This window comes from Phocaeicola plebeius, from assembly GCF_003437535.1.
In the GTDB taxonomy this organism is placed as follows: Bacteria; Bacteroidota; Bacteroidia; order Bacteroidales; family Bacteroidaceae; genus Phocaeicola; species Phocaeicola plebeius_A.
This window is the reverse complement of sequence record NZ_QSQT01000048.1, coordinates 1-21,349: the sequence shown is the minus strand read 5'-3', so window position 1 is coordinate 21,349 and position 21,349 is coordinate 1. Positions and strand designations below refer to the sequence as shown.

The window sequence follows — 21,349 nt, the reverse complement described above, 5'->3', positions numbered from 1 at the left end:
GTTTAACTTGTCCAACTTTTTGGGGTCACTTCATTTTGAGACAGCCTCTTTATGGTTTTAGGATGCTGCTTATCGAGAAGCAAACATTGACTGGCTATTAGCCTGACGTGCAGAAATCATACCTTGCAAATCGGGAGATACAGTCACCGGCGTGCCGTCCTGCTGTTTGAAAGTGATAGTTCCGTCTTCATTCATTGTAATCAGTTCAAATGTCTGACCTTCGGCAGAAGCATTCCATGTATTCTTTTCTTTGTCATAAATCAAGGTAAGTGGCTTGTCTTCTTCACCCTTCTTTGTGATAGTGTAGCCATCTTCGTTGGTCTGTACAAGATATTCTCCGCTTTCACCCTTTACGGTTTTTACGCTACCTACATCAGCCAAAGGATTTGAACCAGACCAGAATTCGATAGAGTTCAGTACAATGACGTCTGCCAAGTAAGCTACTTCATATACAGGTACGATATGGAATGCAAGAAAGACAATTTCATTCACGAATTTATTACCAATGTTGTTGTTCCAGTCCTTCAGACTACTCCATAGACCAAATGAACCGATACATGAGGAGCATATAATGCTGCCACTTAGAATCAGACAGGCAGCTGAGAGTTTTAGTTTTTTCATACGCAATTTCAATTAGGGGTTAATATTTTATATGTATTGTCGTTTTGCTATTACAATTTGTTACAAAGTTAGAAGTTATTTTGGATTATGAAAGAAAAAGGTAAAAAAATAGTATCTTTGCGCTGTTTTTTGAGAGAAATTAATGATTAAATAAAAATAGAATGAAAGAAACAATTCAGAAGAGATTGAGCGATTCGAAGACGGCACGCTGGACAGCCTTGTTTATCGTTTCGTTTACCATGATGTGTGGTTATTTTCTGACGGATGTGATGTCACCGTTGGAAAACTTGTTGACAACAAAGGGTCAGGTGGTATATTTTACAGATGATACCTCCATGCCGGCAGACAGTCTGGTGGCCAAAGTGAATTACTTTTCTTCGGAAGAAATGCTTTCAAATTCGTTGTTGACCGTAGAGCAACTTGAGGAAGGAAGTAAAGTACAGTATTATGAAATGCAGAATGGCGCACAGACACAGACGGAAAAGACAATTAGTTCTGTCGCCAGAGGAGAAGGCTGGTCAAGTACAGAATATGGCTTCTTTTCAGGAGCTTATGGCTTGATTAATGTATTCTTGCTGATGCTGTTCTTCGGTGGAGTGATTCTGGATAAAATGGGAATCCGTTTTACCGGAATGATGTCTTCTGGATTGATGTTTATGGGAGCTTTGATTAAATGGTATGCCCTTTCTTCTGATTTTGGAGATGCACAGCTCTTTGGAATGGACATGCAGGTGGCATTGGCTTCTTTAGGATTTGCAATTTTCGGAATGGGAGCTGAAATCACAGGTATTACTGCGTCTAAAGTCATTGTAAAATGGTTTGCTGGAAAGGAACTGGCGCTTGCCATGGGTCTTCAGGTGGCAATGGCTCGTATTGGTACAGCCGTGGCTTTGGCCGTAAGCTTGCCGGTAGCCCGTTGGATGGGGGATGTTTCTTATCCGGTGTTGTTCGGAGCCATTTTATTATGCGTGGGATTTGCTTCATACATGATTTACTGTGTGATGGACCGCAAGGAAGATGCTTCTGCCGCAGCTGTTCGCATGGAAAATGGAGAGACCGAAGAAGAAGGCTTCAAGCTGTCCGATTTGAAACTGATATTCTGTAGCAAGGGCTTCTGGCTGATTAACTTGTTGTGCCTGATGTTCTATGCCGGTGTGTTCCCCTTTCTGAAGTTTGCGACAAAACTGATGATTTATAAGTACGATGTACCGGAATCTTTTGCCGGATTGATTCCTGCCTTATTGCCGTTTGGAACCATTTTGTTGACACCCGTATTCGGTTCTTTATACGACCGTATCGGTCGCGGAGCTACCTTGATGATTATCGGTTCAGTCATGTTGACAGTCGTTCACGTGCTGTTTGCCCTTCCGGTAATGAACTATTGGTGGTTTGCTGTTATTGTCATGATTGTATTGGGAATTGCGTTTTCTTTGGTACCCAGTGCCATGTGGCCTTCAGTTCCTAAAATTATCCCGATGAAGCAGTTGGGTTCTGCTTATGCCACCATTTTCTATATCCAGAATATCGGATTGACAATGGTGCCCTGGCTGATTGGATGGGTGATTGAACATTTTGCTACTTTACGCAACGAAGCTGGTGTAATTGTAGGCTATGACTATACGGCTCCGATGGTTATTTTTGCAGTATTTGGTCTGTGTGCCATTCTTATTTCTACATTGCTTCGTGTAGAAGACAGCAAAAAACATTATGGACTGGAAGAAGCCAATATGAAGAAATAACATTCAAATTATCCTTATAGGAAGGAGTTGAAGATGTGTCAGGTGCATCTTCAGCTCCTTTTGTTTTTATTAATACCTCGTAAGAAGGGGTAATGGTGATATATCCTTTGTCTTGTGGATTTTTTCCCGTATCTTTGAACTGTTTTATGTGAGAGTCTGTTTATGGAAAAGCAAATGGCCTGTCATGGGGGCAGATTGCCGAATAGATTTCTACATGAGAAATGTGTAACAAAAATTTGGCTATGAATAATACGAAGAAAAAATCACCTATATCATGGGTTCCTACTGCATATTTTGCTATGGGACTTCCTTTTGTCGTACTCAATATGGTTACCGTGTTAATGTTTAAAGGGCTTGAGGTGGATGATAAGCTAATCACCTTCTGGACGTCTTTGATTCTTTTGCCCTGGACATTGAAACCATTGTGGAGTCCTTTTCTGGAACTTTTCCGGACAAAGAAATTTTTTGTGATTGTAACTCAGTTGATTACGGGAATTACTTTCGGGTTGGTAGCTTTTGCGTTGAACCTGTCCCATTTTTTCAGTATCTCCATTGCGTTGCTGGCCATTGTTGCTTTTAGCGGAGCTACTCACGACATCGCCTGCGACGGAGTATATATGAGTGAGTTGTCCAATGAAGACCAGGCAAGGTTTATTGGTTGGCAGGGAGCTTTTTATAACATAGCAAAGATTTTGGCAACAGGTGGTTTGGTGTACCTGGCTGGGTATTTTATCGAACTGAATGCAGATGCCGGATTGCTGACAGCCAACAAAAGAGCCTGGATGATTATCTTGCTGATTCTTTCCGTAACCATGATTCTTTTGGGAATCTATCATTTGTTTGCTCTGCCCTCTACCCAGTCGGCTTCTTCCAGAAAAACATTACGGAGTAACAAGGAAGTGATGAAGGAACTGGGGCAGGTGTTGATGGACTTTTTCCGCAAGACACACATCACTTATTATATCTGCTTCATCATCCTTTACCGTTTTGCAGAAGGATTTGTGATGAAGATTGTGCCGCTGTTCCTGAAAGCAGACCGGGAGATGGGCGGATTGGGGCTCAATGAAAAGGAAATCGGACTTTATTATGGTACGTACGGAGCTGCGGCCTTTGTGTTGGGTTCTTTGCTGGCAGGATATTATATTGCCCGTAGGGGATTGAAAAAAACGATTTTCTCGTTGTGCTGTATTTTCAACCTTCCTTTTATGGTGTATGCCTTGTTTGCTTACTTCCAGCCGGAAAGTGGTTGGATAATATGCAGTGGTATCGTTTTTGAGTATTTCGGATATGGTTTCGGCTTTGTCGGACTTTCTCTGTTTATGATGCAGCAGGTGGCTCCTGGCAAGCATCAGATGGCTCATTATGCATTTGCTTCAGGAATCATGAATTTTGGAGTGATGATTCCGGGAATGTTAAGCGGCTGGGTGTGCGAAAGTCTTGGCACATGGTTTGATAAGCCGGGAGGTTACGAGCCTTTCTTTATCTTTGTGCTGATTGCTACAATTCCAGCCTTCCTGATTACTTATTTCCTTCCGTTTAAATATGACAATGGGGGAAATTTGCTGGAAGGCGAAAAAGAATATGTATAATTATCAATTAAACTAACTGGATATGAATGAAAAATTTGTAATGCCCTGGGAAGAACGCCCGGCAGACTGTAAAGAAGTAATGTGGCGCTATTCGAAGAATCCCGTCATCGGACGCTACCAGATACCTTCATCGAATAGTATTTTCAATAGTGCGGTAGTTCCCTTCAAAGATGGATTTGCTGGGGTGTTCCGTTGCGACAACCGAGCTGTACAGATGAATATCTTTGCAGGTTTCAGCAAGGACGGTATCAACTGGGAAATCAATCATGAGCCGATTGTCTTTAAGCCCGGCAATACGGAGATGATAGATTCTGAATATAAATATGATCCTCGTGTCACTTGGATTGAAGACCGTTACTGGATTACATGGTGCAACGGTTATCACGGACCTACCATCGGTATCGGTTATACATTCGATTTCAAGGAATTCTATCAGTGTGAGAATGCCTTCCTTCCATTTAACCGTAACGGCGTATTGTTCCCGCAGAAAATTAACGGTAAGTATGCCATGCTGAGCCGTCCGAGCGACAATGGTCATACACCTTTCGGAGATATTTATATCAGCTACAGTCCCGATATGAAGTATTGGGGTGAGCACCGTTGTGTAATGAAAGTGACTCCTTTCCCGGAAAGTGCCTGGCAGTGTACGAAAATTGGAGCCGGATCTGTGCCTTTCCTGACAGAAGAAGGCTGGCTGATGTTCTATCACGGGGTTATTACCACTTGCAACGGTTTCCGTTACTCTATGGGAGCAGCTATTCTGGATAAGGACCATCCGGAAAAGGTGCTTTATCGTACCCGTGACTACCTGTTGGCACCTGCTGCACCTTATGAACTGCAGGGAGATGTGCCTAATGTAGTGTTCCCGTGTGCTGCTCTTCAGGATGGAGAAAGAGTGGCTGTGTACTACGGGGCTGCTGATACCGTGGTAGGAATGGCTTTCGGTTATATTTCCGAAATCATTGATTTTGTAAAGCGTACTTCTATTTTGTAAATGTAAATATTTAATAAGGCTGTTCCTGTAGCCAGACGCTATGGGAGTAGCCTTTTTTATTTTAGGCCTATGAAAAAACTAATTGCATCTCTGAGCTTTTTGTTCATCTGGAATTGTGCCAATGCGCAGGACCCGGTGGACTATGTAGACCCGTTTATTGGAACAACCAATTATGGTACTTGTAATCCGGGAGCTGTCTGTCCGAATGGTTTAATGTCGGTCGTTCCTTTTAATGTGATGGGGTCGGATGAAAATACCTATGATAAAGACGCTCGCTGGTGGTCTACTCCTTATGAATACACGAACAGCTATTTTACCGGCCTCTCTCATGTCAACCTGAGTGGGGTGGGTTGTCCTGAAATGGGTTCTCTGTTGCTGATGCCCACAACCGGCGAATTGAATGTCGACTATCATCATTACGGAAGCAAGTATGAAAAGGAAACGGCTTCACCGGGATATTACAGCTTGCAACTGACCAAATATAATATTAAGGTAGAGGCTACTTCTACATTGAGAACAGGGCTTACCCGCTTTACTTTTCCAAAGGGGAAGAGCCATATCCTGATGAACTTGGGAGAAGGACTGACCAATGAATCGGGAGCTTATCTGCGCCGGATAAATAACCGTGAAATTGAGGGTATGAAGTTCTTGGGAACATTCTGCTATAATCCTCAGGCTGTGTTCCCTATTTATTTTGTCATGCGTATCAACAAGGCTCCTAAGCAGACGGGGTATTGGAAATTCCAGCGCAAGATGACGGGGGTGGAAGCCGAATGGGACAAAGACAATGGCAAATACAAGTTGTACACGCAGTATGACCGGGATTTGGCTGGCGACGACATCGGTGCATGGTTCACTTTCGATACAGAAGAAAATGAACAGATAGAAGTGGCCGTAGGTGTATCGTTTGTAAGTATGGAAAATGCCCGTCAGAATTTGGAAGCTGAGCAGCATGGAGCTGGATTCGATGAAATCTATGCCAGCGCACGGAAACAGTGGAACGACGATTTGAGCCGTATCATCGTAGAAGGAGGTACAAAGGAACAGAAAACGGTGTTCTATACTGCCTTGTATCACACGCTGATTCACCCGAATATCCTCCAGGATGTAAATGGGGAATACCCAGCCATGGAAACCGGAGAAACGAAGACGACTAAAAACAATCGTTACACCGTATATTCTTTGTGGGATACCTATCGCAACCTGCATCAGTTGATGACTCTGGTGTATCCCGAACGTCAGATTGACATGGTACGTACCATGGTCGATATGTACAAAGAGCATGGGTGGTTACCTAAATGGGAGTTGTACGGACGTGAAACCCTCACGATGGAAGGTGACCCCAGTTTGCCGGTGATTGTGGATACCTGGATGAAGGGTCTGCGTGACTTTGATATGGAAACTGCCTATGAGGCTATGCGCAAGTCGGCTACTCTTCCTGGAAAGGAAAACCTGATGCGTCCGGACAACGATGATTACATGAGCAAAGGCTATGTACCTTTGATGGAACAGTTCGATAACTCCGTATCGCATGCTTTGGAATATTACATTGCCGATTATGCTTTGTATACGCTGGCAAAGAGCATGGGAAAGAAAGAGGATGCCGATTTGTTCTACAAGCGGTCTATGGGATACAAGCATTATTATTGCAAGGAATTCGGCACACTTCGTCCTATTTTGCCGGACGGAAAATTCTATTCTCCGTTCGATCCGCTTCAGGGACAGAACTTTGAACCGAGTCCGGGATTCCACGAAGGTAATTCCTGGAACTATACCTTCTACGTGCCGCATGATGTAAAGGGACTGGCTCGCCTGATGGGAGGACAGAAGAAGTTTATCGACAAACTGCAGATGGTATTCGACAAAGGTTATTATGACCCGGCCAATGAACCGGATATTGCTTATCCTTATCTGTTCAGTTACTTCAAGGGTGAGGAATGGCGTACACAGAAAACCGTTCGTGAACTGCTGGCTAAGTACTTCACTCCCAAACCTGACGGTATTCCGGGAAATGACGATGCTGGTACCATGTCAGCCTGGGCTGTATTCAGTATGATGGGCTTCTACCCTGATTGTCCGGGTGTTCCCGAATATACGTTGACTGACCCGACTTTCGACCGTATTACCATCCGTTTGAATCCGGAATTTTATGGAAAAGATAAGCTGATCATTGAAAAGAAGGAGAATGGTTCACCGGAAGGGTATATTCAGAAGATAGAACTTGGCGGCAAGAAAACAGGTTACCGGATTAATCACAATGACCTGGTAAAAGGCGGCACATTGACGTTCTATAAATAAGCAGATTAGTTTTCCCCTTTAGTTCGTCTTTTCTTTACGGTGTGGCGCACCAGAAAGATGCTGACTTCGTATAAAAGCACGATGGGGAAGGTTACAATCAGCATAGTAAACACGTCTGAGGTAGGAGTGATGATGGCAGCGATAATCATTGCGACAACCCAGGCGTGTTTTCTGTATTGTGCTATGAAATCGGCAGACAAGATGCCCAGTTTGGCCAGCAGCCAGGTAAGAATCGGAGTCTCAAACGTGATACCCATCATCAGGCTCAGCATGTTCAGCGTATCAATATAAGAACTGAGCAGAATGGTATTTTCCACTTCCTGACTCACTTGATAGGTCGAAAGGAAGCGGAATGTGAAAGGGAATATCAGGAAATAGCTGAATAGTACTCCCGTCAGGAAGAGCAGATAACCCCAGAATATCAGCCAGCGGGAATATTTCTTTTCATTCTGGTAGAGTGCCGGCGAAATAAAATGAAAAAGCTGATAGAGTATGTAAGGAGAAGCCAGCAGAATACCCGCATAGAACGAAACACTCATGTGGGTGAGAAACTGTCCTGAAAGTTGCGTGTTGATAAGTTTTACCGGCAAAGCTTCCGCTTCCAGTCCGGCTATATGCAGTATCCTTCCTAACCACGCAAAGAAACGGTAGGTACAGAAGTCGCCCTCTTTGGGAGCAAGGATGAGGCCGAAAAGTTCTTCCTTAAAACAGAAGGCCAGCAGCATAAGCACAATTACCGCACAAGCGATGTGGATAATCGTTTTACGCAGCTCGTCCAGGTGGTCCCAGAAAGTCAGTTCCGTTGGTTGCGTTGGCTTCACGGCAGTTATTTTTCTTTTTTCTCGTTCGAAGTGGTTTCTTCCTTCTTTTGGTCTGTTTCTTTCAGGTTATCTTCCACTTCGTTCATGCCTTCCTTGAAACTTCTTACACCTTTGCCAATACCTTTCATCAGTTCGGGAATCTTCTTTCCGCCGAACAGCAGCAGGATGATTAAAGCAAGAAATAAAAATTCCTGGGTACCGATACCCATAAACAGCAGTGTAGTATTCATGTACTTTTTGTGTAAATAGTGAGTGAATTTGTCATTTATTCTTCCGCAAAAATATGGATTGTTTTTTACCTGAGCAAGTGTGTGTGCTTTTGTCTTTTGGACATTTCAATAAAAGTGATAGGTTTTATTCATTTTTATAGTGTGAATCACTGATTTACGTCTCTTGTGGTATCTTTTTATAAAGGGCTCGTACTCTTTTATGTTTTCCTTATGCGAAACCTATGTTTCAGGGAGCAGAAACGTATGTTTTCTATTGGGGAAACATAGGTTTCAGATGGGGAAACATAAATAGTGATGGGAAGCTAACAGATAGATAAAGAGGGATTTGCAAGAGTTTGTATAAGGAAAAAGAAAACCGCAAAAGAAATCATAAGTCCTCTTGCGGTTTATCTTTTTATGAATAAGAATGAATTTATTTCTTAGTCAATGAAACATTGTCAATCAATGCTTTGGAGTCTTTTGTCTGGAGCTGGATGACGATGACAAAATCGCCCAAGGTAGCGTCAGATACAGGAGCTTCGGTAACTGTGCCACCCTTTGATTCTACGCCTTTGATGCTGGCAAAAGCATTGACCGTTTTTGAAAAATCAAAACTTGCAGAAACTTTAGACCATCTTCCTGCTTTTTTGATGACACGGCTATAAGCTGCAGCAGACTGGTTTTTGGTTGATTCGTCACTGAGGTCAAATCCTTCACGCATGATGAAAAGGTTATCGTTTTTTGCATCACGGATAAAGAAACGAACCTGTGCTCCGTCTGTTAGGGCTTTCATGTCGAAAGACAATGTATATACGGCTTTTTCTGCTCCTTGGATACGCTGGCCTAGATAAGCTTTGTACCATGAGTTGTCAGTCGTTGTTTCAATCTGGACGGCATTGCCATGCTTTTCGTCATCTGTTGCAGGGCTGATAGTGGTAGCACCGTTTGTCTTGTCAAATGCAAACCAGTCTTCTGTAGAAGGAATGGATGCATAAGTCTTTTCGTTATTCAACGGAGTGTCAAAGTTACCGTTCTTTACTAAATTCTGTGCCTGAGCTCCCATTGCCAGGAAAGCCATTGCGGCTACAATAAATACTTTTCTCATATACTTCAACATTAGGTTAGTTTTGATAGCTTATTTCTACAAATATACGAAAAATCGGTTGACTATGAATCTATTTTTTGATTGTTTATAGTTTTAAAATTAAGGTTATGGCTGAAGATGAAAACTCTTTGGGTAGGAGTATAAGCTATGTGTAATGGTGTGAACAGAGGTATATCGGGTAAATGTCAGCAAGATGTCAGTAAGATTTTATTGCTCTTATGAAGGGAGTACATAGTTTTGTTTTTAGAAAATATAGTTGGATATGGAAAAGAAAAGGTATTATGTTAGTATGCGTCGGTTCATTATTCTGTCTTCTTTTATAATAGGATTTGTATCATTCTTTATTTCTTATAAAAAGAAAGAGGATAGGTCTTTCCCCGATAAGTTGGAGCAAATGATGTATCGTACGAAAATGAATGTGCATTGTGATCCTTTTTATGGTTACCAGATACATTATCCTGCGTTCTTCGAACAGGTTCCGGATTCACTCATTCATGAAACGGGATGTTGTCAGTTCTATTTTGGGAATATGCTGAAGATTGCTCAGACGGCTTTTATCGTAACTAATCTTGAAGGATTTACCGTGCAGCAGGGAATGGAATATTTTGCCATGGAACAGCATGCCACTGAACGGCGGTGTGGAAGTGATTATTTCCTTCTTTCCGGACCTCTTTATATCAACCATCGGCCGGTAGAGGGCTATCGTTTTTATGCCAAATATGTGCAACGGCAAAAGCTCTGGTTTGTGCAGTCTTTGTCTTATCCTGTGAGTTGCACACGTGCTGTTTCACGACTTATTGATCAGATAGATGACTGGCAAGTGTGGGAGGAGAAAGAATAGTGTAGGTAAGGAATTTATTTTTTTGAATTCTCCTGTAAAGGATAGAGAAAATTATAGAAAATATATAACTTTGTAATAGAAGATAAATCATTTAGTAAACGTAAGATTATAAATTATAATGTGTATGTATAAATCCGATTTCCAACCTATAATGAAGCGCTATGCATTAGCCTTGAAAATAATTCTATTAATGGCTGGTGTAATGTTTATTGTAAGGTCATTTGTATTACCATACTCTATAGAACAAATAGCAAGTCTTTTATTGGGTATTTTGTTGATGATTATCTATATATATTTATTGATGATTATTCCATCGGCTATAGAGTTAGATAATGAAGGCATAACAATAAAGAGGGTATTAGGTAAAAAATCTATTCCTTATTCGGTAATTAAAGAAGTTTTTGCCTATAATGGAGTTCAAGAAGATGTGCGTTATTTTGGAAGTAACGGATTTTTAGGATATATAGGGATTATGGGGAGTACTCCTTATGGTAAATATTATTCTTATGTAAAGAATCCTCAGCAGCAGGTTTTTGTTTTGACGCAGAATAAGAACTATCTTTTAAGTTGTGAAAATAGAGATATATTCATAAAAGAATTATCGAATAAACTTTCTAAGTAATCTTTGGATTTCTATTTATTGGTTATTGGGGAAACTGTATTTTAAGCAGTAAAGCCAACGAAATTTTTCTTTAAAAGTTTCGGGCTGTCTTGTCTCTTCCCTAAAAGATGGGTATCTTTGACTCGTTTTTCATTTAACATTGATACTCATGCAGGATTTTGTTCATTTGCACGTTCATACGCAGTATTCTATTCTTGACGGACAGGCTTCTATTCCCCGGTTGGTAGACAAGGCCATGGCCAACGGCATGCGAGGAATCGCAGTGACCGACCACGGAGATATGTTCGGTATCAAGGAGTTCTTCAACTATGTCAACAAGAAGAACGGGGGTACGAATGGGGAGATTAAGGATTTGAAGAAGAGAATTGCCGCCCTCGAAAGTGGTAAGGAAGAGTCGGAAAACCCCGAAGCTGAGATTGCAGCTTGCAAGGAACAGTTGGAGGCTGCGAAAAAGAAGCTGTTCAAGCCGATTTTCGGTTGTGAAATGTATGTAGCTCGCCGCCGTCTGGAAGATAAGGAAGGTAAGCCTGACCAGAGCGGGTATCACTTGGTGGTGCTGGCCAAGAATCTGAAGGGTTATCATAACCTGATTAAATTAGTGTCGAAGGCATGGACCAAGGGATTCTACATGCGTCCGCGTACAGACCGTGCGGAGTTGGAGAAGTATCACGAAGGACTGATTGTATGTTCGGCTTGTTTGGGAGGGGAAGTGCCCCGACGTATCACGGCCGGACAGTTTGAAGAGGCAGAAGAGGCCATCCGCTGGTACAAGAATCTTTTCGGAGATGACTACTACCTGGAACTGCAGCGTCACAAGGCGACGGTGGCACGTGCCAATCATGAGGTGTATCCCATGCAGCAGGTGGTGAATGAAAAACTGATTGAATATGCCAAAAAATACAATATCAAGCTGGTATGTACGAACGATGTGCACTTTGTGGACGAGGAAAATGCCGAAGCCCACGACCGGCTTATCTGCCTGAGTACAGGAAAAGACCTGGACGACCCCAACCGTATGCTTTATACCAAGCAGGAATGGATGAAGACGCGGGAAGAAATGAACGAAGTCTTTGCTGATGTGCCGGAAGCCTTGAGCAATACGGTTGAAATCTGTGACAAGGTGGAATTTTATTCAATTGACCATGCGCCTATCATGCCGACGTTTGCCATTCCGGAAGATTTCGGTACGGAGGAGGAATATCGTAAGAAACTTACGGAAAAAGACCTCTTTGATGAATTTACCCGCGATGAGAACGGCAACGTGGTAATGGATGAGGCTGCGGCGAAGGCGAAGATTGAGCGTCTGGGCGGATATGAGAAATTGTATCGTATCAAACTGGAAGCCGATTATCTGGCGAAACTGGCCTACGACGGAGCCAAACGACGTTATGGCGAGAACCTGTCGGAGGAGGTGCAGGAGCGTATCAAGTTTGAGTTGCATATCATGAAGACCATGGGTTTCCCGGGATACTTCTTGATTGTGCAGGACTTTATCAATGCGGCACGTCATCAGTTGGATGTGTCAGTCGGTCCGGGACGTGGTTCGGCGGCAGGTTCGGCGGTAGCTTACTGCTTGGGTATTACGCAGATTGACCCGATTCAATACGATTTGCTGTTTGAGCGTTTCTTGAATCCGGACCGTATCTCTTTGCCTGATATTGATGTGGACTTTGATGATGACGGACGTGGCCGCGTGCTGAACTGGGTAACGGAGAAGTATGGACAGGAAAAGGTAGCGCACATCATTACGTATGGTACGATGGCTACTAAGTTGGCTATCAAGGATGTGGCCCGTGTGCAGAAACTCCCGTTGTCGGAGTCAGACCGTCTGTGTAAGTTGATTCCGGATAAACTGCCCGATAAGAAACTGAATCTACCGAATGCCATTGCTTACGTGCCGGAACTGCAGGAAGCGGAAGTATCTCCGAATCCGGTGTTGCGCGATACCATCAAATATGCCAAGATGCTGGAAGGTAACGTGCGAAACACGGGTGTACATGCCTGCGGTACGATTATCTGTCGTGATGATATTACCGACTGGGTACCGGTGAGTACGGCAGATGACAAGGAAACCGGAGAAAAAATGCTGGTTACCCAGTACGAAGGTTCGGTGATTGAAGATACAGGGTTGATTAAGATGGACTTCCTGGGCTTGAAGACCTTGTCCATCATTAAGGAGGCCATTGAGAACATTCGTCAGAGTAAGGGAATCGTACTGAATATCGATGAAGTACCGATTGATGACCCTGCTACTTACCGCTTGTACAGTGAAGGACGAACCATCGGAACGTTCCAGTTTGAATCGGCGGGTATGCAGAAGTACCTGCGTGAGCTTCAGCCCAGTACGTTTGAGGATTTGATTGCCATGAACGCCCTTTACCGTCCGGGACCGATGGACTACATTCCGGACTTCATCGACCGTAAACACGGCCGGAAGCCGATTGAGTACGATATCCCGATTATGGAGAAATACCTGAAGGATACGTATGGTATTACAGTGTATCAGGAGCAGGTGATGTTGCTGTCGCGCTTGCTGGCCGACTTTACGCGTGGTGAATCGGATGCCTTGCGTAAGGCCATGGGTAAGAAGTTGCGTGACAAGCTGGATCACATGAAGCCGAAGTTCATTGAAGGTGGAAAGAAGAACGGACATGACCCTAAGGTGCTGGAGAAAATCTGGGCCGACTGGGAAAAGTTTGCATCGTATGCGTTTAACAAATCGCATGCTACTTGTTACTCGTGGGTAGCTTATCAGACAGCATACCTGAAGGCCAACTATCCGTCAGAGTACATGGCCGCTACGATGAGTCGGAATATTTCGAACATCACTGAAATCACGAAGCTCATGGATGAATGCAAGTCGATGGGTGTAAAGGTGCTGGGACCGGATGTGAACGAAAGTAACCTGAAATTCTCAGTCAATTATCACGGTGATATCCGTTTCGGATTGGGAGCCATTAAGGGAGTAGGAGAGTCGGCTGTGCAGAGTATTTTGGAAGAAAGACGGAAGAATGGTGAGTTTAAAAATATCTTTGACTTTGTGCAGCGTGTAAATCTGTCGGCTTGTAACCGTAAGAATATTGAAAACCTGGCATTGGCCGGTGGGTTTGATAGTTTCTCTGGTATCAAGCGTGAGGATTTCTTTGTGAAAAATGCGAAGGATGAATCCTTTTCAGATATACTGGTGCGTTATGGTAACAAATACCAGTTGGATAAGGCTGCGGCTGCCAATTCTTTATTCGGAGGAGAACATGCGGTAGAGGTGGCTACTCCGGAGATTGTGCCGGCCCCGTCGTGGAGCGATTTGGAGCGTTTGAACAAAGAACGTGATTTGGTAGGAATTTATTTGTCGGCTCACCCGCTGGATGAGTTTGCCGTGATTCTGGAAAATGTGTGCAACGTACACATGGCCGAACTGACCGACTTGACCCCGCTGCAGAACCATGACCTGGTGCTGGGAGGAATCGTGACTGGAGTACGTGAAGGATATACCAAGACGGGAAAGCCCTACGGCATTGCAAAAGTGGAAGATTACTCAGGAACGGCAGAATTTGCTTTCTTCGGTAACGAATGGGTGGAAAAGAAGAACTTTTTCATGGAAGGTATGTTCCTTTTCATGAAAGGAAAGTGCCAGCCCAAGCAGTGGAAACAGGAGGAGTGGGAGGTGAAAATCAACAGTATCGAACTGCTTCCTGAAGTGAAGGAGAGAGTGGTGGAAAAACTGACGGTAACAGCTCCGCTTTCAGCCATAGATGACCAGTTGATCATGGAATTTTCTTCTTTGGTGAAAGACAGTCCGGGTAATGCCGAACTTCATTTCCTGGTTCGGGATGAAGACGGGCAGATGTATGTAAATCTGATGTCACGCACGATGAAAATTTCTGTACAGAAAGAGCTGGTCAACTATTTAAAAAACCAGCCATTGTTGGACTATAAAATAAATTAGTATATATTTGCGTAGAGAACTTAAAAACATAGATAATTATGGCATTGAATATTAAAGATGACAACTTTGAGGCTATTGTAGCTGAAGGTAAACCAGTGGTGTTGGATTTTTGGGCTACATGGTGTGGTCCTTGCAAGCAAATTGCTCCATATATCGAAGAACTGGCAGAAGAGTATAAGGATAAGGTAAATATCGGTAAATGCGATGTAGACGAAAATGCAGACCTTCCTGCACAGTTTGGTGTGCGCAACATTCCTACCGTATTGTTTATCAAGAACGGAGAAGTTGTGGACAAACAAGTAGGAGCTACCACTAAATCTGCTTTGCAGGCAAAGGTAGAAGCTTTGTTGAAATAACTAAAAACAGATAAGTTATGGGAATGGAAGACGATTTCTTGTTGGAAGATGAGGACGATGAAAAAACCATCGAGTTCATAAAGAACTATTTGCCTCAGGACATGAAAGAGGCTTTCTCGGACGATGATTTGTATTACATCTTAGATTTGATTGTGGATTATTATACCACGAGTGGTTGTCTGGATGCACAACCGGACGATGAAGGGTATATCAACATCGATCAGGATGAGATTGTGAACTACATCGTTAAAGAGTCTGCCAAGGATGGAATGGGCCCGTTTGACCCGGATGCAATTTTCTTTGTCGTACAGGGTGAAATGGAATATGGCAATCAGTTGGGACAAGTAGAGTAACAAAGTACCATATTATCATAAAAAAATCCGGAGCTGTTTTTCAGTTCCGGATTTTTTTATGAGGTAATTTAATAAGAAAGAATATCCGAAAGTATCTTTTGCTGATACCAGGGATCATCAATTTCCTTTAATTGTTTTGCCAGTTCCTGGTAAAGTTCTTTCACAATTTCCGGATGCTCTTCCGGTGAAAGATTTTGCAGCTGATAAGGATCTTTGACATCATCAAACAAAAGAGTTTTTGTCAGTTTGTTTTCTCTGTCGATGTATAATGCCAATGTGTACTGCTGCGTCTTGATACCTCTGGAACGGGGGAAATAAGAAATGACATTTCCGTCTTTATCTTTATCTCCATCCATATTTTGGATGTATAAAGCACCCGTAGGGCGAACGACGGTCTGCACGGAATCTTCATAGAAAATCGGTGCGTAATTACTTCCCTGTACGTTTGCTGGAATATCCTTGTCCAAGTTGCAAAGTCCCAGCAGGGTAGGCATAATGTCTGGTGAAGACAACAACAAGTTGTCAACACGGGGACGTATGTGCTGTGGATAACGGACAAGGAATGGCACGTTCATGGATTCAGCATACGGTGAATTTTTGGGGTCATCCGTAAACTGACTGCACATGGTTTCTCCATGGTCGGAGGTAAATACTACGATTGTATTTTTATCGAGTTTCAGCTCCTTCAAGCAATCCAGAATTTGTCCGAAAGCACGGTCTACTCCACTGACAGATGCAAAATAATAACGGGCCGATTCAGCTTTTTCCCGCTGTCTGTCTGCATTGGGACGAATCAGCAGGCTGTCAATTGGCTGGTCTTTATACAGATTGAAATCTTCTTCCATGCAGTCGTCCAAAGAGCGGTATGGACTATGAGGGGGATTCATGCCGACCATGATAAAGAACGGTTTTTTCGGGTCACGTTGGTTCTTGTCATTACGCAGGTAGGAAATGACTTGTTTGGCTTCGTGAAGCGGAGACCATTCTTTCGGGTCATGACGTTTTCCGTCTGTATCCCAATAATGAGGATTCTTATGTTCATCGAATGTACCGTAAGAGTACCAGTAGTTAAATCCATGACGACGCTCTTTCGGTGTATAGGCATCCCATACCGGGCGTTTGGTTTCTACATACTCTCCAGGATTTTCCGGATCATTGGGAGTTGGGAAATCCGCATGCAGTTTACCAAAATAGGCACAGTCATAACCGTTTTTGCTGAATACGTCGCTCACACATTCCACATCTGTGCGAAGTGAGCTGATGGAGCGTGTCGAATTACAGTTCAAAGGAATTCCACTTTTGTTCGGGTACATACCAGTGAGCAGAGAGCCACGGTGCGGACTGCTCAGCGGGCAGTTGCTCATGGCTGAAGACAGTACCAGTGATTCCTTTGCAAATTTGTCAATGTGAGGGGTGTGTACCGGATCGGCTGCAAAGTTAATGTGTTCTTTAAATCCATTTTCATGCCAGAACCCCATTGCCATGTTACGATATTGGTCTGGAAATACGTAAATGACATTGGGGTACTCTTGTTCAGCAACTTGCTGTTTGCTGGCACAACTTTGCAATGAAAGCAATCCGATTCCCCCTATTAGTGAGTAGGAAAGGTGTTTCATGGCTATTGTTGTTTATTGTTTTATTCGTTTACGAAAGAGAATGGCTGATTGTTTTCAATGTTTCTCTTACGAATCAATGCTTCTTCGTAATAGTAGTCTGCATAGTTCAGAGGTACATCGATTTCAGCTCCGTGAGGGATACTTCCTACTGAGTGCATCAGGATAAAGTTTCCGTTTTCTCCTACTTTTGCTTTGTAGTCAGGACCTGATAAGTTCTTCAAAATCTTATCCGCAAGTTCCTTATAATTCTTTCCTGGACAATAGCCATCCATTTCATACAATGCAGAAGCAATACATGCTGCAGTAGAAACGTCTCTTGGTTCGTTCGGGATTTCCGGAGCATCAAAGTCCCAGTAAGGAATCAAATCTTTCGGCAAGTTTTTGTCATTCAGATAGAAGTTCAGTGTTTTTTCTGCCTGATCCAAATAACGCTTGTCATGAGTATAACGGTAGCAGGTAGTAAATCCATATACGGCCCATGCTTGTCCGCGAGCCCATGCTGATTCATGTGCATAGCCTTGTGCAGTGTGACGGTTTCTTACGCTTCCATCTTTCAGAGAATAGTCAATTACATGGTAGCAGCTGTTGTCTGCACGGAAGTGATTCTTCATGGTTGTATTTGCATGCGATACTGCAATGTTATAGAAGGTAGAATCACCAGAAAGACGAGTTGCTTCGAACAGGAGTTCCAGGTTCATCATGTTATCGATGATAACCGGACATTCCCATCCGCGTTCACCTTGCCATCCTCTGTCTGCATCCCAAGACTGGATAACTCCGGCTACTGGACGGAAGCGGGTAGAAAGAGATTGTGCAGCGGTCACAATGACATCTTTGTATTCAGGTTTCTTGCACAAACGGTATCCGGTCAGGTAGCTGCATCCAATCATGAAGCCTACATCGTGATGCCATTTCAGGTATTTCACAGAGTCCAGGTCTTCTGTATATTTTTCAGCCAGTTTTTTCCATTTTTCATCTTTAGTCAGGTCATAATCCAGCCACATTGTTCCAGGGAAGAAACCACTGGTCCAGTCATCGATAGGTACATATACTATATTTCCCTTTTCGTCGATGGTACGAGGGTTCAAGATTTTACCACTTTTTTCAATCAGGTCAGTCTGCAAAGTGTGTTGAGCTTCGATGTTTTTGATTTCATTTTCCAGGAAGTTGTCAGTCTCCGCTGGTTTTTGCTGGCAGGCAGTAAAAGCGATGGCCAGCATGCTGATGAATCCTAAGTGCTGTTTGATCTTCATAAAAGGTTGTATTAAAAAGATTGTTTTGAATTTGTTTTCAAAATTAGGCTTATTACTTGATTTTTATAGGGTAAAATTGTCCAAAAAGCGTCTTATTCTGTTTGTGAAACAGGCTTTAAGGTGATTTCTTGCGGTTGCCCATGTTGGCAGGTTGCTTGAATTAATGTATTACCTTCTTTATCTGTTTGAAGTTTGACTTGGGGATTTCCTGTGGAGTTCCATTTTCCTTTTATCGTAATTTGCTTTACGACCGGTCGGCTTGGCTGAGAGGTCGTGTAAGTTTTTTCCTCAATATTCAGATTGGGAGAGCAAATGCTGAGCTGGATGTCTGATTCATTTTTCTTGTACATGACAAGTGTTTCAGCATCTGCTTGTTGTATCAGGTCTGCCTTTGCATTTTGGTATGACTCGAAAAAGCTGCAGGCTGTCACTTGTGTGAGTTTGTCAAATACAATGTGGGCCTGACAATCCTGTTGCTTGATGATATAGCTTTGTCTGGCTTCCTTTCTTTCTTTTTCTGTAGGGCGGAGCAGAATTAAATATTCGTATTCTGCATTTTGAGGAGCCTTTCCATGGTCTATCCAAGCTGTAAGGAACTTCCCTTCAGTTGCTTTCCGGCTTTTATTATGAAATGAATGTTGCAAGCCTTCTGTCTGGTGAGGCTTTCCTTTTTGTATGTAAAAATAATTACCGAAAGGATCTCTCAGTGTACAAGAATCTTCTAAAACTGCAGGTTGGTATTTTGCCGGTAATGCACATTGGAACAAGGTCGTTTCTGTGGGGTAGTTTACGTTACTGTTCGAGATACCACTTCCCAGACAGATAATTCGGTTGCCAAAGCAAGCTACCGACTTGCGTGCTACGAAATCAGGAGTGAAGTTTTTCAATTCACGTTCCATAAGTTTCATAGCAAAAATGCCATATTTCCCTTCCAGGGATGTACTTCCTGAGAAATTCTCTTTAGACCGTGCCATGTTAGTACCTTTGAGGGGGCTATCTAACAATTCAAATGGAAGATGGATGGTGGTTGTGCCAGGCATGCGATTCCAGTCCCATCCTTCTTCCTTGAAGCCACTTCCTTTTCTGGATACAGGGTGTCCATTTCCCATAATCAGTACAGCTCCATAACTTTGATAACGTCCGTAGCGGTTGTCTTTCTGGTAGATTTCGGCTCCCCACACATCGGTGTTATATCCTTTCAGGGTAATCATGTATTGTTGGTAACGATAGATTCCGGCTGAACCATAATTGAAAACAAAGAAACCTTCCGGATTCGACGCTGGTTGACATCCTTTTGAACGAAAGAACTCTCCTGATGGAGTAGAAGTTGTTTGCAGGCGAAGATAATCTGAAGCCAGTTGTGGGTCAAATTCTTTTCCTTCAGGCTTTTCTGCCAATGCAAGTTTGGCAAATGCTTCGATGTCTGATTTCTCCATTCTTCCACTGAACGGATGGCGTCCCCCCAGTGCAGGACTCCACTCTTGTAGGTTGCAATAATTACGCATGCCTTCCAATGCCGTACGGAATACTTTTCGTCCTGTCGGGCTGATTTGGTAAAGGGTATCAAGGGTAAAGCCAATATAACTGCCTACAGCTCCAAGTGCTCCGGTTGTATATCCCGGATAGAATCCTCCATGATGGAATGCGGTTCCGTCAACTTTTATTCCTCCTAATGTTCCAGGAGTGAAACATAATGAGGTAGAAAGCCATTCCGATAGCTGCTTCATCTGACACATTTGCTCTGTTTCTTTCTCAGGAAGAAGAGCAGCTACTACTTTGGGAATGAGTAATGTATGCCAAGTGTCCAGTAATTCATCTCTACCTTCTTTGTAAGGTTTCCTTGTTTCTTGAATACCAGACCAGTAAGTAAGCATGTCTAAAATCTCTTTTTTGTCAGGCTGTTGATAGATCTCATTTCTCATCAGCCAGGCTGAGATATAAATCTGTCGGGTCTGATAACCGTAATGATGATTTGTACCCATTCCACTACCATAGGCAAATCCCTGGTTGATTGCATAACGGAATGTGTTGAAATAAAGCTCTTTTGCCTGGTCGTTCCCATTTTTCAGATAGTCTGCTGCAAATCCGCTCAGCATGTTTTCAATGTATTGCCACGTAATATCTTGTGATGTTTTTTCATCAGGGGCAACAAGCGGTTTTCCAGTGTAGCCATTACCTGATTTTTCGATGTGACATTCCTCATATAATGAGCTTGCCTTTTTGATGAATTTCTTTGACAGATTTTCCTGGCAGTATTCGGTTAATCTTTGTGCTATCTTTTGTAAGTCCTTCTTATCTGAGCTTGTGAGCGAAATATTATTCGTAGTGGGACGTTCATATTGTTCCCATTCCCAAAGTCTGCACCAGTGCCATAGGTCTCTGTTTGCTAACGAGTTATTTTCTGGCATTTGCATATCAGGAGTTGTACGGGCATTCATTTTTTTTACAGGAAACGTAAGTCTGTCCAGAAAAATTCTGCCTTTCTGTGCAGGTGCTGTGATTCGACAAGTTGTTAGGTTCTTGTCTTCCTTTTTTCCTTTCATCTGTTCAAATCCAATCCAGCAAGCTCTCCACCCAATAGCTGTCAGATGGAAACTGAACTTATACTGTACTTGCTGTTTCTCATTTAAGAATTCAAAGACAAGTGAGTCGTTTTGTATCTTTTCATTATAAATCCATAATGTGATACCGTAATTCTTTTCTGTTTTTGGCGTTAATGTAAGTGGGGCGTCTAGTGTCAGGAAGGAATGTGACTGATAGTCCCACTGTAAACTTTTTGTCCCATCCTTGTAATAAAGCGGGCTGAGTTCTATTTGGGAGTTTTCTGATACTTGAAATTGTGTAGGAATTCCTTTTTCAAAGCTGTATTTTTCAGCCTTCCCAATTAGTGATGTAGCTATAAGCAAGATTGAAATAATATATTTCATAGCATTATATTGAAGTGATTTAAACTTATGTATATCAATTAAAATGTTGTCAAACAGCG

At 42.8% G+C, this 21,349-nt stretch carries 16 protein-coding genes; 9 read left to right on the top strand and 7 right to left on the bottom strand.

Annotated features, from left to right (window positions below; translation table 11 throughout):
• Window positions 1-69: 69 nt before the first annotated feature.
• The gene (locus DXD04_RS15800) at window positions 70-621 is read right to left on the bottom strand and encodes a DUF3332 domain-containing protein (protein ID WP_117674102.1); all 552 of its coding nucleotides are present in this window, start codon (window positions 619-621) and stop codon (window positions 70-72) included.
• 161 nt (window positions 622-782) lie between these two features.
• Between DXD04_RS15800 and DXD04_RS15795 the strand changes: the two genes are divergently transcribed.
• From DXD04_RS15795 to DXD04_RS15780, 4 genes are all read left to right on the top strand, one after another.
• A complete protein-coding gene (locus DXD04_RS15795) occupies window positions 783-2,360 on the top strand; it encodes an MFS transporter (protein WP_117674101.1) in 1,578 nt (525 codons plus the stop codon).
• Window positions 2,361-2,602: 242 nt separating this feature from the next.
• On the top strand, window positions 2,603-3,949 hold the full coding sequence (locus DXD04_RS15790) for an MFS transporter (protein WP_259299578.1): 1,347 nt from the start codon (window positions 2,603-2,605) through the stop codon (window positions 3,947-3,949).
• 22 nt (window positions 3,950-3,971) lie between these two features.
• Window positions 3,972-4,943 carry a glycoside hydrolase family 130 protein gene (locus tag DXD04_RS15785; RefSeq protein ID WP_007559989.1) on the top strand — a complete coding sequence of 324 codons (972 nt, stop codon included), beginning with the start codon at window positions 3,972-3,974 and terminating at the stop codon, window positions 4,941-4,943.
• Between the two features lie 69 nt (window positions 4,944-5,012).
• A complete protein-coding gene (locus DXD04_RS15780) occupies window positions 5,013-7,241 on the top strand; it encodes a GH92 family glycosyl hydrolase (protein ID WP_117674099.1) in 2,229 nt (742 codons plus the stop codon).
• A 5-nt stretch (window positions 7,242-7,246) separates the two neighbouring features.
• On the opposite strand, the gene tatC is transcribed toward DXD04_RS15780, so the two are convergent.
• The 3 genes from tatC to DXD04_RS15765 form a co-directional block, all read right to left on the bottom strand.
• The gene (tatC, locus tag DXD04_RS15775) at window positions 7,247-8,062 is read right to left on the bottom strand and encodes a twin-arginine translocase subunit TatC (RefSeq protein WP_117674098.1); all 816 of its coding nucleotides are present in this window, start codon (window positions 8,060-8,062) and stop codon (window positions 7,247-7,249) included.
• Between the two features lie 5 nt (window positions 8,063-8,067).
• On the bottom strand, window positions 8,068-8,292 hold the full coding sequence (locus DXD04_RS15770; protein ID WP_022053312.1) for a Sec-independent protein translocase subunit TatA/TatB: 225 nt from the start codon (window positions 8,290-8,292) through the stop codon (window positions 8,068-8,070).
• 412 nt (window positions 8,293-8,704) lie between these two features.
• Entirely contained in the window at window positions 8,705-9,376 is a 672-nt protein-coding gene (locus tag DXD04_RS15765; RefSeq protein ID WP_178269962.1) for a DUF4627 domain-containing protein, read from the bottom strand.
• Window positions 9,377-9,638: 262 nt separating this feature from the next.
• Between DXD04_RS15765 and DXD04_RS15760 the strand changes: the two genes are divergently transcribed.
• From DXD04_RS15760 to DXD04_RS15740, 5 genes are all read left to right on the top strand, one after another.
• A complete protein-coding gene (locus DXD04_RS15760) occupies window positions 9,639-10,217 on the top strand; it encodes a hypothetical protein (RefSeq protein WP_117674096.1) in 579 nt (192 codons plus the stop codon).
• Between the two features lie 124 nt (window positions 10,218-10,341).
• Window positions 10,342-10,839 carry a PH domain-containing protein gene (locus tag DXD04_RS15755; protein ID WP_259299577.1) on the top strand — a complete coding sequence of 166 codons (498 nt, stop codon included), beginning with the start codon at window positions 10,342-10,344 and terminating at the stop codon, window positions 10,837-10,839.
• Between the two features lie 148 nt (window positions 10,840-10,987).
• Complete coding sequence (dnaE, locus tag DXD04_RS15750; protein WP_117674094.1) at window positions 10,988-14,785, top strand: DNA polymerase III subunit alpha; 3,798 nt, start codon at window positions 10,988-10,990, stop codon at window positions 14,783-14,785.
• 38 nt (window positions 14,786-14,823) lie between these two features.
• Window positions 14,824-15,141, top strand: coding sequence for a thioredoxin (trxA, locus tag DXD04_RS15745; RefSeq protein WP_007560003.1), 318 nt, complete (start codon window positions 14,824-14,826; stop codon window positions 15,139-15,141).
• A 17-nt stretch (window positions 15,142-15,158) separates the two neighbouring features.
• Window positions 15,159-15,494 carry a hypothetical protein gene (locus DXD04_RS15740; RefSeq protein ID WP_022053308.1) on the top strand — a complete coding sequence of 112 codons (336 nt, stop codon included), beginning with the start codon at window positions 15,159-15,161 and terminating at the stop codon, window positions 15,492-15,494.
• Window positions 15,495-15,562: 68 nt separating this feature from the next.
• Here the strand turns inward: DXD04_RS15740 and DXD04_RS15735 are convergent, their stop codons facing one another.
• The 3 genes from DXD04_RS15735 to DXD04_RS15725 form a co-directional block, all read right to left on the bottom strand.
• Window positions 15,563-17,110: a sulfatase family protein gene (locus DXD04_RS15735; protein ID WP_178269961.1), complete on the bottom strand. Its 1,548-nt coding sequence runs from the start codon at window positions 17,108-17,110 to the stop codon at window positions 15,563-15,565.
• 20 nt (window positions 17,111-17,130) lie between these two features.
• Window positions 17,131-18,363, bottom strand: a complete 1,233-nt coding sequence (locus DXD04_RS15730; protein ID WP_022053306.1) for a glycoside hydrolase family 88 protein — start codon at window positions 18,361-18,363, stop codon at window positions 17,131-17,133.
• Window positions 18,364-18,455: 92 nt separating this feature from the next.
• Window positions 18,456-21,290 carry a chondroitinase family polysaccharide lyase gene (locus tag DXD04_RS15725; protein WP_117674103.1) on the bottom strand — a complete coding sequence of 945 codons (2,835 nt, stop codon included), beginning with the start codon at window positions 21,288-21,290 and terminating at the stop codon, window positions 18,456-18,458.
• Window positions 21,291-21,349 lie beyond the last annotated feature (59 nt).